The 17155-nt window shown below is 70.0% G+C and carries 13 protein-coding genes and 2 pseudogenes; 13 read left to right on the top strand and 2 right to left on the bottom strand.

What is annotated here, in order from left to right; genetic code table 11:
• The first annotated feature begins 172 nt into the window (after positions 1 to 172).
• The 7 genes and pseudogenes from ACWD02_RS12340 to pulA all read left to right on the top strand — a co-directional run.
• Positions 173 to 1444 (top strand): extracellular solute-binding protein, encoded by a 1272-nt coding sequence (locus tag ACWD02_RS12340; RefSeq protein ID WP_451208148.1) that lies wholly within the window; start codon positions 173 to 175, stop codon positions 1442 to 1444.
• Positions 1445 to 2488, top strand: coding sequence for a carbohydrate ABC transporter permease (locus ACWD02_RS12335; RefSeq protein ID WP_451208145.1), 1044 nt, complete (start codon positions 1445 to 1447; stop codon positions 2486 to 2488).
• Positions 2489 to 2493: 5 nt separating this feature from the next.
• Positions 2494 to 3387, top strand: a complete 894-nt coding sequence (locus ACWD02_RS12330; RefSeq protein WP_451209174.1) for a sugar ABC transporter permease — start codon at positions 2494 to 2496, stop codon at positions 3385 to 3387.
• 48 nt (positions 3388 to 3435) lie between these two features.
• Entirely contained in the window at positions 3436 to 5085 is a 1650-nt protein-coding gene (locus ACWD02_RS12325) for a glycoside hydrolase family 13 protein (RefSeq protein WP_451208142.1), read from the top strand.
• Complete coding sequence (locus ACWD02_RS12320) at positions 5073 to 6158, top strand: LacI family DNA-binding transcriptional regulator (RefSeq protein WP_451208139.1); 1086 nt, start codon at positions 5073 to 5075, stop codon at positions 6156 to 6158. The genes ACWD02_RS12325 and ACWD02_RS12320 overlap by 13 nt, the downstream gene beginning before the upstream one ends.
• A 392-nt stretch (positions 6159 to 6550) precedes the next feature.
• A pseudogene (locus tag ACWD02_RS12315) lies at positions 6551 to 7948 on the top strand (alpha-amylase); the annotation flags it as partial.
• A 315-nt stretch (positions 7949 to 8263) separates the two neighbouring features.
• Positions 8264 to 10840: pseudogene (gene pulA / locus ACWD02_RS12310) on the top strand (pullulanase-type alpha-1,6-glucosidase); the annotation flags it as partial.
• Between the two features lie 37 nt (positions 10841 to 10877).
• Here pulA and ACWD02_RS12305 read toward each other — a convergent pair.
• Positions 10878 to 11795: an MBL fold metallo-hydrolase gene (locus ACWD02_RS12305; protein ID WP_451208136.1), complete on the bottom strand. Its 918-nt coding sequence runs from the start codon at positions 11793 to 11795 to the stop codon at positions 10878 to 10880.
• 164 nt (positions 11796 to 11959) lie between these two features.
• Between ACWD02_RS12305 and ACWD02_RS12300 the strand changes: the two genes are divergently transcribed.
• From ACWD02_RS12300 to ACWD02_RS12275, 6 genes are all read left to right on the top strand, one after another.
• Positions 11960 to 12169, top strand: a complete 210-nt coding sequence (locus ACWD02_RS12300) for a hypothetical protein (protein WP_451208133.1) — start codon at positions 11960 to 11962, stop codon at positions 12167 to 12169.
• Positions 12156 to 13565, top strand: coding sequence for an amidase (locus tag ACWD02_RS12295; RefSeq protein ID WP_451208130.1), 1410 nt, complete (start codon positions 12156 to 12158; stop codon positions 13563 to 13565). The genes ACWD02_RS12300 and ACWD02_RS12295 overlap by 14 nt, the downstream gene beginning before the upstream one ends.
• 54 nt (positions 13566 to 13619) lie before the next feature.
• Positions 13620 to 14180 carry a TetR/AcrR family transcriptional regulator gene (locus ACWD02_RS12290; protein WP_451208126.1) on the top strand — a complete coding sequence of 187 codons (561 nt, stop codon included), beginning with the start codon at positions 13620 to 13622 and terminating at the stop codon, positions 14178 to 14180.
• A gap of 245 nt (positions 14181 to 14425) precedes the next feature.
• On the top strand, positions 14426 to 15307 hold the full coding sequence (locus tag ACWD02_RS12285; RefSeq protein WP_451208123.1) for an MEDS domain-containing protein: 882 nt from the start codon (positions 14426 to 14428) through the stop codon (positions 15305 to 15307).
• Complete coding sequence (locus ACWD02_RS12280; protein WP_451208120.1) at positions 15307 to 15735, top strand: ATP-binding protein; 429 nt, start codon at positions 15307 to 15309, stop codon at positions 15733 to 15735. Before ACWD02_RS12285 ends, ACWD02_RS12280 begins: the two co-directional genes overlap by 1 nt.
• A 208-nt stretch (positions 15736 to 15943) precedes the next feature.
• Positions 15944 to 16411, top strand: a complete 468-nt coding sequence (locus ACWD02_RS12275) for a GNAT family N-acetyltransferase (protein WP_451208117.1) — start codon at positions 15944 to 15946, stop codon at positions 16409 to 16411.
• A gap of 3 nt (positions 16412 to 16414) precedes the next feature.
• On the opposite strand, the gene ACWD02_RS12270 is transcribed toward ACWD02_RS12275, so the two are convergent.
• The gene (locus ACWD02_RS12270) at positions 16415 to 17110 is read right to left on the bottom strand and encodes a class I SAM-dependent methyltransferase (RefSeq protein WP_451208114.1); all 696 of its coding nucleotides are present in this window, start codon (positions 17108 to 17110) and stop codon (positions 16415 to 16417) included.
• Positions 17111 to 17155: the final 45 nt, after the last annotated feature.

Below are 17155 nucleotides of genomic sequence, written 5' to 3'. Positions count from 1 at the left end.
CGGCGGTAACGATCAGCAGTCCTTGCAGAAATTTCCCGCAAGGTCTTTCGGGCGCTTTTCAATCCTGTTACGTTCCCTGGCAACCCGGCGCCGCGTCGAGTGCGGCTCGTAGGAGGCAGCTCTGTTGGGGGTTTCGCCTCCCCTTGTTCCGGGATCAGTTGAAGGAGTTCACATGCGGCGTGGCATAGCGGCCACCGCACTGGTCGCGACCCTGGCCCTGACAGTGGCAGCGTGCGGTGGCGATGACGGTGACAGCGGCAACAAGGGTTCGGGCAAGCTGTCCGGAACCGTCACTTTCTGGGACACCTCGAACGACGCCGAGAAGGGGACCTACGAGAAGCTCGCCAAGGGCTTCGAGAAGCTCCACCCGGGCGTCAAGGTCAACTATGTGAGCGTCGCGTTCGGCGAGGCCAACGCCAAGTTCAAGAACGCCGCGGGCGGCAACTCCGGCGCCCCCGACGTGATGCGCACCGAGGTCGCCTGGGTCGCGGACTTCGCCAACCTGGGCTACCTCGCCCCGCTGGAGGGCACACCCGCCCTGGACAAGGCGGACGACTACCTTCCGCAGGCCGCGGCCAGCACCAAGTTCAAGGGCAAGACCTACGCCGCCCCGCAGACGATCGACACCCTGGCGCTCTTCTACAACAAGAAGATGCTCAAGGAAGCCGGCGTCGAGGCCCCCAAGACCTTCGACGAGGTGAAGACCGCCGCCAAGAAGATCAAGTCGAAGTCCGGCAAGACCGGTCTCTACCTGCGCGGCGACGACCCGTACTACTACCTCCCGTACCTGTACGGCGAGGGCGGTGACCTCCTCGACACCAAGAGCAAGAAGATCACCGTCGACGACCCCGAGGGCGCCGCGGCCTTCAAGGTCATGAAGGACCTGGTCGACTCCAAGGCCGCCACCACCGACGCCAGCGACGGCTACAACAACCAGCTCAACGCCTTCAAGGACGGCGACGTCGCGATGGCACTCGACGGCCCCTGGTCGATCGAAGGCGCCATGCAGGGCAAGGAGTTCAAGGGCGACAAGGGCAACCTCGGCATCGCCCCGGTGCCCGGCGGCAGCGACCGCCAGGCCTCCCCGCAGGGTGGCTGGAACCTCGCGGCCTACGCCGGATCCAAGAACCTCGACGCGAGCTACGAGTTCATCAAGTACATGAGCTCGGCCAAGGTGCAGCAGCAGACCACCGAGAAGCTGAGCCTGCTGCCCACCCGCACCTCGGTGTACGACGTGCAGTCCGTCAAGGACAACCAGATGGTGCAGTTCTTCAAGCCGGCCGTGGACAAGTCCGTGGAGCGGCCGTGGATCCCGCAGGCCAACGCCCTCTTCGAGCCCATCCGGCTGCAGATGGAGAAGGTGCTCAGCGGCAAGACCTCGCCCGAGAACGGGGCGAAGGGTGTCGGCGACGCCTACCGCAAGCTGCTGAAGGACTACAAGTAAATGGCTGTTGACAGCAGCCGGTCTCTGGCCAAGGCCGCGGACGCCAAGGCCGCGGACGCCAAGGGCGCCCGCGGCCGCGGCCGGCGGACCGGCGACACCGGTAACACCGGCAAGACGCCGGGGCGACTGCGCAGGTCGCTCTCCACCCACTGGTACGCCTGGAGCATGGTCGCGCCCGTGGTGGCCGTCATCGGCGTGATCATCGGATACCCGCTGGTGCGGGGCCTGTACCTGTCGACGACCGACGCCAACGAGGCGAACGTCGAGCGCACCATCGGCATGAACCACATTCCGGCGACCTACAAGTCCGTCGGCCTGGACAACTACACCGCCGTCCTCTCCGACGGCGTCTTCTGGGACCGGCTGACCTGGACCATCATCTGGACCGTCTCCTGCGTCGCGATCTCCTTCACGCTCGGCCTGGTCCTCGCGAACATGCTCAACCGCAAGCTGGCCGGGCGCTCCCTCTACCGGATGGCGCTGATCCTGCCCTGGGCGGTGCCGGCCTTCGTCTCCGTCTTCACCTGGCGGCTGCTGTTCAACGAGAAGAACGGCATCCTCAACAAGATCCTCGCCGGTGGCGGCATCGACGCGATCCCGTGGCTAAACGACCCCACGTGGGCCAAGCTCTCGGTGATCACGGTCAACGTCTGGCTCGGCGTCCCGTTCATGCTGGTCGCCATGCTCGGCGGACTCCAGTCGATCCCCGGTGAGCTCTACGAGGCCGCGGAGATGGACGGCGCGAACGCCTGGCAGCGCTTCAGGCACATCACCCTGCCGGGCCTGCGCACCGTCAGCAGCACCGTGATCCTGATCAGCGGCATCTGGACGTTCAACATGTTCCCGGTGATCTTCCTGCTCACCCGGGGCGGTCCGGGAGATGCCACCGAGATCCTGGTGACGTACGCCTACCGGCTCTCGTTCGTCGTGAGTCCGCGTGACTTCGCGGGATCCGCGGCCTGGGGCGTCATCATTCTGCTGCTCCTTTCGCTCTTCGCGGTCGTCTACCGCCGCGCGCTCCGCAAGCAGGGAGAAGTGTGGTGACCACCATGACCGATCCGAAGACCTCGTCGTCCCCGTCCGCCTCGTCCGCGAGCCGGCCCAAGAAGGTCAGGGAGCGCGGCGAGCGCGGGCCGCTGGCCTCGGTCGCGCTCCACGTGGGCCTCCTGATCGCCTCCGCCACCGCGATCCTTCCGCCGCTGTGGCTGCTCATCACCTCGTTCAAGCCGACCAGCGAGGCGTTCTCCACCGATCTGGTCAAGGACTTCACGTTCCGCAACTACGACCACGTCGTCAACGACACCGAGTTCCTGAACTGGCTCGCCAACTCCCTGCTCGTCGTGGGCCTCACCACGGTGATCGGCGTCTTCATCTCGGCGACCACCGGCTACGCCGTCAGCCGCTTCAAGTTCCCCGGCATGCGGCCGCTGATGTGGCTGCTGCTGATCACCCAGATGTTCCCCGTCGCGGTGCTCATCGTGCCGCTCTACAACCTCCTGGCCAGCCTCGGCCTGCTCAACCAGCCCATCGGTCTCGTCGTCACCTATCTGACGATCGCCGTGCCCTTCTGCGCCTGGATGATGAAGGGGTACTTCGACACCATCCCGGTGGAGATCGACGAGGCCGGCCGGGTGGACGGACTCAATCCGTTCGGCACGTTCTGGCGGCTCATCGTGCCGCTGGCCAAGCCCGGTCTCGCCGTCACCGGCTTCTACAGCTTCATCACCGGCTGGGCCGAGGTCGCCTACGCCTCCGCCTTCATGACCGGCGAGGAGAACCTCACCCTGGCGGGCGGCCTGCAGACCTTCGTCAACCAGTACACCAGCGACTGGGGCTCGTTGACGGCCGCCGCCGTGATCGTCGCCGTGCCCGCCGCGGTGATCTTCGGCTTCGTACAGCGCCACCTCGTCGGCGGTCTCACGGCCGGCGCGACGAAGTCCTGACACGACGCACACCCCCCTCGCACTCGACCTCTCGATCTCAGGGAAGACATGACCCAGCATCTCGCTGCCCCTGCAGCCCCCGCCTCCGGCACCCACACGGACTGGTGGCGTGGCGCGGTGATCTACCAGGTCTACCCGCGCAGCTTCGCCGACGGCAACGGTGACGGAATGGGTGACCTCGACGGCATCCGTGCCCGCCTGCCCTACCTCAGGGACCTCGGCGTCGACGCCGTCTGGCTCAGCCCCTTCTACTCGTCGCCGCAGGCCGACGCCGGTTACGACGTCGCCGACTACCGCGCGATCGACCCGATGTTCGGCAGCCTCCTGGACGCCGACGCCCTGCTGCGGGACGCCCACGGCCTGGGCCTGCGAGTCATCGTCGACCTGGTGCCCAACCACTCGTCCGACCGGCACGACTGGTTCCGGCGCGCCCTGCGCGAGGGCCCCGGCTCCCCGCTGCGCGAGCGCTACCACTTCCGGCCGGGCAAGGGCGAGAACGGTGAACTCCCGCCCAACGACTGGGAGTCCGTCTTCGGCGGCCCCGCCTGGACGAGGACACCGGACGGCGAGTGGTACCTCCACCTATTCGCCCCCGAGCAGCCCGACTTCAACTGGGAACACCCCGCCGTCCACGACGAGTTCCGTTCGATCCTGCGCTTCTGGCTCGACATGGGGGTCGACGGCTTCCGCGTGGACGTCGCCCACGGTCTGGTCAAGGCCGAGGGGCTGCCCGACATCGGCCGCAGCGACCAGCTGAAGCTGCTGGGCAACGATGTCATGCCGTTCTTCGACCAGGACGGCGTGCACGAGATCTACCGCAGCTGGCGCAAGGTCCTCACCGAGTACGCGGGCGAGCGCATCCTTGTCGCCGAGGCGTGGACCCCCACCGTCGAGCGCGCGGCCGCCTATGTGCGCCCGGACGAGATGCACCAGGCCTTCAACTTCCAGTATCTGGGCACCCATTGGGACGCCGCGGAGCTGCGCGAGGTCATCGACGTGTCGCTGGCCGCGATGCGCCCCGTCGGCGCCCCGGCCACCTGGGTCCTCTCCAACCACGACGTCACCCGGCACGCCACGCGGTTCGCCAACCCGCCGGGGCTCGGCACGCAGCTGAGGACCGCGGGCGACCGCGAGCTCGGCCTGCGCCGTGCCCGCGCGGCCTCGCTCCTGATGCTGGCACTGCCCGGCTCCGCCTACGTCTACCAGGGCGAGGAACTGGGCCTTCCCGACGTCACCGAGCTGCCGGACGAGGTGCGCCAGGACCCCTCCTTCGTCCGCGCGAGCGGCCAGGACGGGTTCCGCGACGGCTGCCGGGTGCCCATCCCGTGGACCGTGGACGGCTCCAGCCACGGCTTCGGCACGGGCGGCAGCTGGCTGCCGCAGCCCGAAGGCTGGGGCGAGCTCAGCGTCGAGGCGCAGACCGGCGACCCCGCGTCCACCCTGGAGCTGTACCGCAGGGCGCTCGCCGTGCGCCGTGAGCTGCCGGGGCTCGGCGCCGGCGACTCGCTGGAGTGGCTCGACGCCCCCGAGGGAGTGCTCGCCTTCCGGCGTGAGGGCTTCGTGTGCACGGCCAACACCACCGGCGAAGCGGTGCGGATTCCGGCTCCCGGCCGGATCCTGCTTGCCAACGCCGAGGTGGAGACGGCGGACGGCAAGGTCGAGCTGCCCGCCGACACCACCGTCTGGTGGGCGGTGTGACCCTTTCCCTGCCGCGGCCCGCCGACCGGGGGGACGGGGGAGACCGGTCGGACCGGGGCGTCCCGCGCCTCGCGGACATCGCGGCCCAGTCCGGCGTCAGCGAGGCCACCGCGAGCCGGGTGCTCAACGGCAGGCCAGGGGTGGCCGCCGGCACCCGGCGCCGGGTGCCGGCCGCCCTGGACGTCCTTGGCTACGAGCGGCCGATGCGGCTCAAGCGGCACAGCGCAGGTCTGGTCGGACTGGTCATCCCCGAGCTCAGCAACCCGATCTTCCCCGCCTTCGCGCAGGTCGTCGAACAGGTCCTGTCCGGGCACGGCTACACGCCGATGCTGTGCACGCAGATGCCGGACGGGGCCAGTGAGGACGAGCTGGTCGAGCAGCTGGAGGAGCGCCGGGTCAGCGGCATCGTCTTTCTGTCCGGGCTGCACGCCGACACCACGGCCGATCCCACCCGGTACCTCGAACTGCACGCCCGCGGCGTGCCGTTCGTCTTGATCAACGGCTACAACGAGCACATCCCGGTGTCCTTCGTCTCACCCGACGACCGCGCGGCCGCGCGGATGGCGGTGCGTCACCTCGTCGACCTGGGCCACCGGCGGATCGGGCTTGCCATCGGCCCGACCCGCTACGTCCCCTCGCTGCGCAAGGCGGAGGGGTTCACCGCGGCGCTGCACGCGCTGCTCGGCCTGGACCAGGGGGAGGCCGAACAGCTCGTGCAGCGCACGCTGTTCACGGTCGAGGGCGGGCACGCGGCGGCCAGCGTCCTGCTGGACCAGGGGTGCACGGCGATTGTCTGCGGCAGCGACATGATGGCGCTCGGGGCCGTCCGGGCGGCGCGTGAGCGCGGCCTCTCGGTGCCCGGGGACGTCTCCGTGGTCGGCTTCGACGACTCGCCCCTGATCGCCTTCACGGACCCGCCGCTCACCACGGTGCGCCAGCCGGTGCAGGCGATGGCGAGCGCCGCGGTGGGCGCGCTGCTCGAGGAGCTGCACGGCAACCCCGTACAGCACACGGAGTTCGTCTTTCAGCCCGAGCTCGTGGTGCGCGGCTCGACGGCGCAGGCGCGGCGCTGAGGCGGTCGAGGCGCTGAGAGGGAGGCCCCCGGTGCCGGCCCCGGTCGGGGCAGCGGGGTGATGACGTGGCGCCGGGGCCTCTCCGTCCCACGACTCCGGTCCGGACGGCCGGGCGCGTGGGGCCCGTTGACCGGGTCCCCCGGCCGTCCGGACCGGAGTCGTGGTTGAACGTAGCACCGTCGCAATGTCTTGCGAAAGGTTTTGCGGCGCGTGAACTCCCGGGATCTCGCATCTGGCGCCGGAGTGTGCGCGGAGGGTTGACCGGGGTTCTTGAGGGTCGTACGGTCTCGACCGAAAACGGCGTTGAAATGTTTCTGCAACATCCTTCAACAACCTTACGGGCACGGCGCGTTGCCGGACAAGGTCACACCTCACTCATGCAGGAGGCCCTCATGGCTGGCCGGAAGTCCAGAGTCCGCAGACCCATCGCCGCCGCTGTCGCCCTGGTCGCGGGAGCTGCGGGCAGCATCGTCGCCGGAGCGCCGCAGGCGCAGGCCGCCCCGCCCGGGGGCAAGGACGTCACCGCCGTGCTCTTCGAGTGGAAGTTCGCCTCGGTGGCCAAGGCGTGCACCCAGCAGCTCGGCCCCGACGGCTACGGCTACGTCCAGGTCTCCCCGCCCCAGGAGCGCATCCAGGGCGAGGCGTGGTGGGCCGCCTACCAGCCCGTCAGCTACAAGATCGGCACCCGGCTCGGCGACCGGGCCGCGTTCAAGAACATGGTCGACACCTGCCACAAGGCCGGGGTCAAGGTCGTCGCCGACGCGGTGATCAACCACATGACCAACGCCAACGGCACCGGCTCGGCAGGGTCCTCCTTCACCAAGTACGACTACCCGGGCACGTATTCGGGCGCCGACATGGACAACTGCCGCGCGGACATCAGCAACTACCAGGACCGCTGGAACGTCCAGAACTGCGAACTGGGCGGTCTCGCCGACCTCGACACCGGTGAGGACTACGTCCGGGGCCGGGTCGCGGCCTACCTGAACGACCTGCTGTCCCTGGGCGTCGACGGCTTCCGGGTCGACGCGGCCAAGCACATCCCCCTGGACGACCTGAAGAACATCAAGTCCCGGCTCAGCAACCCCGGCGCCTACCTGAAGCAGGAGACCATCTACGGGGCCGGCGAGGCGGTCTCGCCGAGCGAGTACACCGCCACCGGTGACGCCCAGGAGTTCCGCTACGGCTGGGACCTGAAGCGGGTCTTCAACAACGAGAAGCTCGCCTACCTGAAGAACTTCGGCGAGGGCTGGGGCTATATGCCCAGTGGTTCGGCCGCCGTCTTCGTCGCCAACCACGACACCGAACGCCACGGCCAGACCCTCAACTACAAGGACGGCGCCAACTACACGCTCGCGCACGTCTTCATGCTGGCCCTGCCCTACGGCTCACCGGACGTGCACTCCGGCTACGAGTTCAGCAGCAACGACGCCGGATCACCCAACGGCGGCCAGGTCAAAGCCTGCTACAGCGACGGCTGGAAGTGCCAGCACGCCTGGCCCGAGATCAAGAGCATGGTCAAGTTCCGCAACACCGCCCGTGGGACCGGCATGACCAACTGGTGGGACAACGGCAACGACGCCATCGCGTTCGGCCGCGGCGACAAGGCGTACGTGGCCATCAACCACGAGGGCTCCTCGGTCAGCAGAACCTTCCAGACATCCCTCGCCGCGGGCGGCTACTGCGACATCCAGAGCGGCAGGAGCGTCACCGTCAACGGCTCGGGCCAGTTCACCGCCACCCTGGCGCCGAACACCGCCCTCGCCCTGCACACCGGGGCCAGGAGCTGCTGAGCGCCGCCTGACCGTCGTACCCCCAAGGTGGGCCGCCCGGCATGTGCTTCCCCGCCGCCGGGCGGCCCACCCCGACCCGGGGCTCCGCCCCCGGGACCCCGCTTCTCGAACGCCGGAGGGGCTGATCCCTGCCCCCGGCACCTCACTTTCCGCACCCCCGCAACGCACAAGGAGAAGTTCCCCTTGACCGGCTCCCCCCGCCGCACCCTCGTCACCACGGCCCTCGCCCTGCTCGCCGCGGTCGCGCCCCTGACGCCCTCGGCCGTCGCGGCACCCCGGGCATCGGCCGCCGCCGACGCGCCCGCCGCACTCGACCTGTCCGCCTCCCGGGCCCAGTGGATCGACAAGAACACCCTCGCCTGGGAGGTCCAAGGCAACGCCGCATCACAGGAGTTGGTGTACGCCCGCGACGGGAAGCTCGCCGTCAAGGACGGCGAACTCACCGGCGAGGGACAGCGGATCCGCCTCACCCCGGCCGAGGGCGGCCTCACCGATGCCCAGCGCAAGAAGTACCCGCACCTGAAGAGCTACGCCGCCTTCACCGTCGACCCGCGCGACCGCGACCGCATCCGCCATGCCCTCACCGGCCAACTCGTCGCCACCCGCAGCAGCGCCGACGGCACCCTGCTGACCGCCACCGGAGTCCAGACGCAGGGCATCCTCGACGACCTCTACAGCGCCGCCGCCACCAAGGCCGCCCTCGGCCCGCAGTTTCGCGACGGGCGCCCCACGCTCGCTCTGTGGGCCCCCACCGCTCAGTCCGTGAGCCTCGAACTCGACGGCAAGCGCGTGGCGATGCGGCGCGACGACGCCAGCGGCGTGTGGTCCGTCGCCGGCACGAGAAGCTGGAGAGGCAAGCACTACCGGTACGTCGTGAAGGTGTGGGCGCCCAGCGTCCAGAAGGTGGTCACCAACAAGGTCACCGACCCCTACTCCACGGCGCTCACGGCCGACTCGCGACGCAGCATCGCCGTCGACCTCGACGAACCGAGCCTCGCCCCCAAGGGCTGGCAGCAGCTGAGGAAACCGAAGGCCGAGCCCCTGCGCGACGCGCAGATACAAGAGCTGCACATCCGTGACTTCTCCGTCGAGGACAGCACGGCGCGCCACCCCGGCAAGTACCTGGCCTTCACCGACACCAAGTCCGACGGCATGAAGCACCTGCGCAAGCTGGCCAAGGCCGGCACCTCCTACGTCCATTTGTTGCCCGCCTTCGACCTCGGCACCATCCCCGAGCGCGAGGCCGACCAGACGACACCCGACTGCGACCTGACGGCCTTCGCCCCGGACTCCGAGGAGCAGCAGGCCTGCGTGACCAAGACCGCCGCCAAGGACGCCTACAACTGGGGCTATGACCCCCTGCACTACACGGTGCCGGAGGGCAGCTACGCGAGCGATCCGGCCGGGACCCGGCGCACGGTCGAGTTCCGGCAGATGGTCCAGGGCCTCAACGCATCCGGCCTGCGGACCGTGATGGACGTCGTCTACAACCACACCGTGGCGAGCGGACAGGCCGACAAGTCGGTCCTCGACAAGATCGTGCCGGGCTACTACCAGCGGCTGATGGCGGACGGCTCGGTGGCCACCTCCACCTGCTGTGCCAACACCGCGCCCGAGAACGCCATGATGGGCAAGCTCGTCGTCGACTCGCTGGTCACCTGGGCCAAGGAGTACAAGGTCGACGGTTTCCGCTTCGACCTGATGGGCCACCACCCCAAGGCCAACATCCTGGCCGTGCGCAAGGCCCTCGACGCGCTGACCCTCAAGAAGGACGGCGTCGACGGGAAGAAGATCGTCCTGTACGGAGAGGGCTGGAACTTCGGCGAGATCGCCGACGACGCCCGCTTCGTGCAGGCCACGCAGAAGAACATGGCGGGCACGGGCATCGCCACCTTCTCCGACCGCGGCCGCGACGCGCTGCGCGGCGGCGGCCCCTTCGACGAGGACCCCGGCGTCCAGGGCTTCGCCAGCGGCCTGTTCACCGATCCCAACGCCTCCAAGGCGAACGGCACACCCGCCGAGCAGAAGGCCCGCCTCCTGCACTATCAGGACCTGCTCAAGGTGGCCCTGACCGGCAACCTCGCCGCCTACACGTTCACCGACTCCGCCGGAAAGCGGGTCAAGGGCTCCGAGGTCGACTACAACGGCGCATCGGCCGGATACGCGGCTGCTCCCGGTGACGCGCTGTCCTACTCCGACGCGCACGACAACGAATCCCTCTACGACGCCCTCGCCTTCAAGCTGCCCGCGGACACCACGGCCGCCGAGCGCTCCCGCATGCAGGTGCTCGCGATGGCGACCTCGACCCTGGCCCAGGGCCCTTCCTTGTCCCAGGCCGGCAGCGACCTGCTGCGCTCGAAGTCCCTTGACCGCAATTCCTACGACAGCGGCGACTGGTTCAACGCCCTGCACTGGAACTGCGAGGACGGCAACGGCTTCGGACGCGGCCTGCCCCCGGCCGCCGACAACAAGGACAAGTGGCCGTACGGGAAGCCCCTGTTGACGTCCGCGAAGCTGACCCCGGGCTGTGCCGAGATCAACGGAACCTCGGCCGCCTATCAGGACCTGGTGAAGCTGCGCGCGACCGAGCCCGCGTTCTCCCTGGCCACGGCCGACCAGGTCCAGTCACGGCTCTCGTTCCCGCTCTCGGGCACATCCGCCGAGACGCCCGGCGTCATCACCATGGAGCTCGGGAACCTCGTGGTCGTCTTCAACGCGACCCCGCAGGCACAGGAGCAGCGAGTGGCGGGCTTTGAGGGCGCCGCGTACGGGCTGCACCCCATCCAGGCACAGGGTGCCGACCCGGTGGTCAAGTCGGCCTCGTACGAGCGCGGTTCAGGAACGTTCAGTGTCCCCGCCCGCACTGTCGCCGTCTTCGAACGGGGTTGACCCAAGGCCCTGACGCGGGAGTCCGCTACCCGCCCCTCTAGGAGGCAGGCACGAGCCGGTAGGAGTCGCCGTCGGTGATCAGGTGGCCTGCCGTGGGGGGCGGGAAGTGGCTGCCCAGCACGAGAGTTGAGGTGCCTGCAAGTTCGCTCAGGAGCTGGTGGCGGGTCCTTGCCGCTGCCGCAGGGTCGATGTCGACGCAGCTGCCCAGGTCGGGGCGGACCAGCTGGACGGGGTGGTGGATGCAGTCGCCGGTGATGAGCGCGCTCTCGCCGCGGCTGCGCAGTTCCACCGCCACCTGGCCCGGGGTGTGACCCGGGGTGGGGCGCAGGCGCACACCCGGGGCGATGTCGATGCCCCCGGTGGGGACGTCGACGAGGTCGAGCAGGCCGGCCTCCTTGATGGGATGCACGGAGTCCCGGAACATCTGGCGCCGGGGCTCGTCCATCTCGACGCCTGCCCAGTGGTCCCATTCGGAGCGGGCCGTGAGGTAGCGGGCGTTGGGGAAAGTGGGCACCCAACGGGCGCCTTCAGCGCGGGTGTTCCAGCCGACGTGGTCGGTGTGCAGATGGGTGAGGACGACGAGATCCACCGTTTCGGGGGTGAAACCGGCCTGCGTCAGGCGCGTGAGGTAGTCGCTGTTCAGGTTGTCCCAGGCGGGGTTGGCCCGCTGTTTGCCGTTGCCGATGCCGGTGTCCACGAGCACACGCAGCCCGTCGGCCTCGATGGCGAAGCTGTGGCTCGCCAGCCGCAGGACGCTTTGCGCGTCCGTGAAGTCGGGTCGCAGCCAGGGGGACCGGGCGACGATTTCCGGGGTTGCCCCCGGCAGCAGCCACGGGCCTGTCTGTGCGGGGAGGGGTACCTCGTCGACGCGGTGGACGGTGAGGTCTCCGACCGTCCAGGCCGGGGCGCCGGGGAGGGGACCGGAGGTGGCGTGGTGTGCGGCGGTCGTGGCCATGCGGTGATCCTTTGGTCGGCCTGGCGGCGGCCCCGAAGCTAAAAGCAACGGGTTTGCGTTAACGCAGCGTAGGTCCTATCGTCTCGTTAAAGCAAACCGTTTGCTTTTGAGTCCGCCGGGTGGGCCGTCGCCCCAGCGCAGCGCCACGAGACGAGAGGCCGCACATGAAGACCGCCGAATTCACCCCCGAGGAGGCCGCCCGGGGCGCGCTCCGAGCGGGACTTCCACTGGGAAGCGACCGTCACGAGGTGGTGGCGGCGACCGCCACGCACATCCAGTCCGTCATCGCCACGCTGCGCGAACTGGACTTCGGCGACACGCCGCCCGCGATCTCCTTCACGGCAGGGCAGGAGGGCACCGATGCAGCCGTTTGAGCTGACCCTGGCGGATGCCTCCCACGCCATGACCGCGGGAGAACTCTCGCCGGTGGAACTCACCGATTCGGTCCTCGATCGCATCGGGGCCGTGGAGGAACGCCTCCAGGCATACGTCACCGTCGCGGCGGACTCCGCCCGGGCGGCGGCGACCCGGGCCGAGCGTGAGATCGCCAGGGGGGAGTCGCGCGGTCCGCTGCACGGCATCCCCATGGGTCTGAAGGACCTGATCGACGCCAAGGGCATGCCCACCACGGCGAGTTCGCGCGTCAGGGCGGGTCATGTCGCCGCACGCGACAGTGTTGTCGCCGCGCGTCTGTCCGAGGCCGGCGCGGTCTTGCTGGGAAAGACCCACACCCACGAGTTCGCCTACGGCCTGACCACCCCGCAGACGAGCAACGCCTGGGACCAGGGCCACGTCGCGGGCGGATCGAGCGGGGGCTCGGCCGTCGCCGTCGCGGCGGGGGAGGCCACCTTCGCGCTGGGCACCGACACCGGCGGCTCGATCCGCGTACCCGCGGCACTGAACGGCGTGGTCGGCCTCAAGCCGACGTACGGCCTGGTCTCCCGTCAGGGCGTCACCTCCCTGTCCTGGTCCCTGGACCATGTGGGCCCCCTTACCCGCACGGTGCGGGACGCCGCGCTCGTGCTCGCCGCCTTGACGGGGCGGGACTCCTCTGCCCCCGCTGCCTTCTCTGCCCCGGGAGTCGATGCCTTCCCGGAGGGCGACCTGACGGGGCTGCGGGTGGGAGTGCCCCGCAACTACTACTTCGAGCGGATCAGCCCGGAGGTCGAGGAAAGCGTGCGCCAGGCCATCGGGCGGCTTCAGGAGCTCGGGGCCGAGCTCGTCGAGGTCGAGATCCCGCTGGCGCGGTACATCCAGGCCACCCAGTGGGGCCTGATGGTCCCCGAGGCGACCGCGAACCACGAGCGGACGCTTCGCTCGGTGCCTGATCTGTACACGGCGGAGGTCCGCGTGCTGCTGGAGGCGGGCGAACTCGTGTCCGCCGGTGACTACCTCCGGGCCCAGCGCGCACGGGCCCTGATGTGCGAGGCCTGGACGCGGATGCTCGGCCGCGTCGACGTGATCGCGGCTCCGGCGGTGCCGATGACGGCAGCCAAGGCCGGTCAGGAGAGCGTGGAGTGGGCGGACGGCACGGCCGAAGCCGTCTCCGACAGCTACGTCCGTCTCTCCGCGCCCGCCAACATCACGGGGGTGCCGGCGCTGACGCTGCCCGTGGGCCGGGACCGCGCGGGCCTGCCGATCGGCATGCAGTTGATGGGACGCCCGTACGACGAGGCGACCGTACTGCGGGTCGGGCGCGCCTACGAGGTGGCCGGCTCCGGGGCCACCACCGGTGTCCGGGCGGGACGGCAGGACCCCGTCGTGGCGTGAGCCGTGGACCCGGCTAGAAGCAACGAATTCGCATTAAGGGGTTAGGGTGGAGTCATGAGTCCCAAGCCCATGGTTCGGCCCGGAGGGCGCAGCGCCCGTGTCCAGGAGTCAGTCCACGCGGCGGTCCGCGAGCTGCAGGCCGAACTGGGGCGCGAGGCGCTGACCGTCCCCCTCGTCGCGGCGCGCGCCGGGGTGACGCCGTCGACGGTCTACCGCCGGTGGGGCGACCTGCAGGAACTCCTGTCCGACGTCGCGGTGGAGCACCTGCGCCCCGAGGCGCCCCCGGCCGACCTCGGCGCCCTGCGGGCGGACCTCGGCGCGTGGGCCGAGCAGTTCCTCGACGAGATGGCCTCCCCGCCCGGTCGCGCGTACATCAGGGACGCCCTTCTCGGCGACCCGGACGGGAGCAACGCCGGGCAGTGCTCCGCCTACGCCGCCGAACAGATCGACACCGTCCTGGCGCGCGCGGCGGAGAGGGGCGAGGCCGCCCCGGACACGGAGCGGGTCATCGACCAGGTCGTGGCGCCGATGATGTACCGCATCCTCTTCCGCCCCAGTCGGCTGGACGCCGCTTACGCGCGCACACTCGTCGACCGGGCCCTCGCGGCATCCTGACCCCGCATCAACATCCGCATCCGCGTTCCCGTCCGTTGCCGTCAACAGCCCGCACAAGCATGACGGCATCCCGCGATCAGAACCCGCCCCCAGGGGATCGTTCAGGCGCATTCCCGATCGCCAAGAGGGTCCGCCTCGTCAGCTACCTGTCGGCGGCCGCGGGAATACTCCGCCGTGAGGTACGGGCCGCTAGCGTGTGGGCCGCAGTTGTCCCCGTCGGGCCGTCTCGGCCCCGGAGGTGAGAGATGGCGGATGCCGCTTCGGCGTCGGTCGGAACGATCCCGGTCCAGCATCTACGGGCGGGCGACCACGCGTTCGTCAGCTACGAGGACGACGAGGCGGGCCGCGACGTGGTGTCCGCCTTCGCGTGGGCGGGTCTGGTCAAGCGGGAGAAGGTGATGGTCTTCGCCGCTCCGCACATGGACGACGAGCAGGTGTGGGCGCAACTCGACGCCCCCGGTGCCCTGCTGGGATCCGCCCGGGACCACGGGCAGCTGGTGCTCAGCAGCATGCGCGCCCTCATCCACCCCCAGGACGCCTTCACTCCCCGCCGGCAGTGGGAGCGCATCACAGAGGAGACCGACCGGGCCTTGGCCGAGGGCTACAGCGGGCTGCGCACCTATATCGACATGCACTGGGTGGGGCACCTGGGCGCCGACGTCGAGGTGATGATGCACCGCGAATCGCACGCCCAGCATCTGTTCACCGAGCGCCCCTACACCGAGATCTGCGCCTACGACCGCCGCTGGTTCGACCCCGACGTCCTGACGGCGATGCATGAGGCGCACCCCTGTCGGCTGCTGCCCCGCCTGGGCGCTCTGCACGCGGAACAGGCGGACGGCCTTGTGCGGTTGGTCGGCGAGGCGGACCTCGCCACCCGGGAGGAGTTCATCGCCGCCGTGCGCCAGGGGCTCAGGGGCGGCACGGACTCCCGCCGGCCGCTCATCGTGGACCTGACCGGACTCGTGTTCCTCGGCGTCGCCTGTGCCGTGGACCTGTTGCGGCTGGTCCTGGAACACCCGCGGGGCCCGGTCCAGGTCATCTGCCCGCCGACACCGGCACGCATACTGCGCCGAGCGGGGGCCGACCAGGTGCCCCACATGGTGATCAGCGAGGTGGACCGCTGATGACGAGCACGCCGGACCCACGCGAGGTCCCCCCCGTCACCCTCCTGGAATCGCACTTCACCCAGGACGATCTGCCCCGGCTGCGCATGCTCGTGGACCAGTACGCCGACCACCAGGGGCTGACCGAACCGCGGCGCAGCGATTTCATCGTGGCCCTGGACGCGGTGGCGGTCAACGCGGTCGAGCACGCGGGCGGCGGCGGCACGCTGATCCTGCAACGCAGCAACGGCCATCTGGCCTGCCACATCCACGACATGGGCCCCGGATTCAGCGCCGACGTCATCCCCGAGCTGGCTCCCGGCCTGGACGGGCACCCGAGCGGGCGGGGTCTGTGGCTCGCGGGCCTGCTGACCGACGAGCTCACGATCTCGGCGGGCCCCGGCGGCAGCAAGGTGACACTGACCGTGCGCCTGCCCAAACACGGGTAGACCCCCTGTCCTACACTCGACCGACGCGCGAACGACGCGAGCACCTGCGACGAGGGAGGCTGATGAATATGGCCCGCCAGACGCTTCATCAGCATGCCCTTGTCCGGGCCGCGTGAGGGTGTCGAGCGGCCCGGTCGTCTGAAACGACCAGGAGTATCGCGTGTCTTCTTCTTTCTCTTCGTCTTCGTTCCCGACGTCCGGTACGGACGTGACCACCGAGCGCCTCGTGCTGCGGCCCTGGCCCGCCGACGAGGTCACCGCCGTCCTCGGCGACCGCCGCCTGGCGCACTGGGCCGAGGACTTCCCCGCCGACGAGGGCCGGGTGATCGCCGGATTCATCGCGGACCGGCCGGACGCCCTGAGCCCGTACGGGCAACGTCAGGTCATCGAGCGGACGACCGGCCTGGTGGTCGGAGCCATCGGGCTGTTCTGGCCGCCGACCGCCGGCGCCCTCGAGATCGGCTACGGCATCGTCGCCTCGCGCCGCGGCCTGGGCTACGCCTCCGAGGCCACCCGAGCCCTCACGGCGTACGCCCTGACCGCACCGGGCGTGCACACCGTGTACGCCGATGTGGAGCTGACCAACCCGGCCTCGGTCCGCGTGCTGGAAAAGGCCGGGCTGCGGCGCTGGAGCGGCGACACGATCACGGCCCGCTTCGGCACGTCGGCGGGGTGATCGTCACCCGTCGGACCGGCGCCGCCGCAGCTTGACGGTGTAGTTGGTCCGCGTGGAGGGCGTTCCGTCGGGGGCCGTCAGGGAGTGCTCATGGGTGTCGCACACGAGTACGTCCCACTGCGCGGCCGGCAGGTCGAGCGCGGCCAGGACCTTATGGGGGCTGGGGAAGTCCACATCCGGATGCGATGCGGTCTCCCAGGCGGGGAAGCCCATGTGCCCGACGATCAGGAGGGTGCCGCCCTCGGTGACGGCCTCGGCGGCGGCGCGCAGGATCTGCTCGCGCGGCATCTCGTGGAGGGAGTGCAGGAACTGGGCGGAGACCAGGTCGTAGCTGCCGGCCGGGAAGGTGACGCCCAGGTCGTGGTGGAGCCAGTCGACGCGGTCGGCGACCTGGGCCCGGGCCGCGTGCTCGACGGCACGGCCGAGGGCGACGCGGGAGATGTCGGTGGCGGTGACGCGCCAGCCCTGCCGTGCCAGCCAGATCGCGTCGCCGCCCTCTCCGCAGCCCAGGTCCAGGGCGCTGCCGGGGGCGAGACCCTCGGTCTCGCGGACGAGTGCGGCATTGGGCTCGCCGCTCCACAGGCGGCCGCCCTGGTTGTAGCGCTCGTCCCAGAACGCCGCGGCTGAATCCGCGGCGGGTGGGGTGCCGGCGCCGTCGGTGCGGGCGGTGTCGGCGTGGTCGGTGGTGTGGTCGCTCATGCGGGGCTCCTTCTGCTCTGCGGCAACCCTGCGCGCGGCATGGGC

The organism is Streptomyces sp. NPDC002853 (assembly GCF_053591915.1).
The sequence above is the reverse complement of the archived record's forward strand: the minus strand, read 5'-3'. Positions and strand labels throughout refer to the sequence as shown.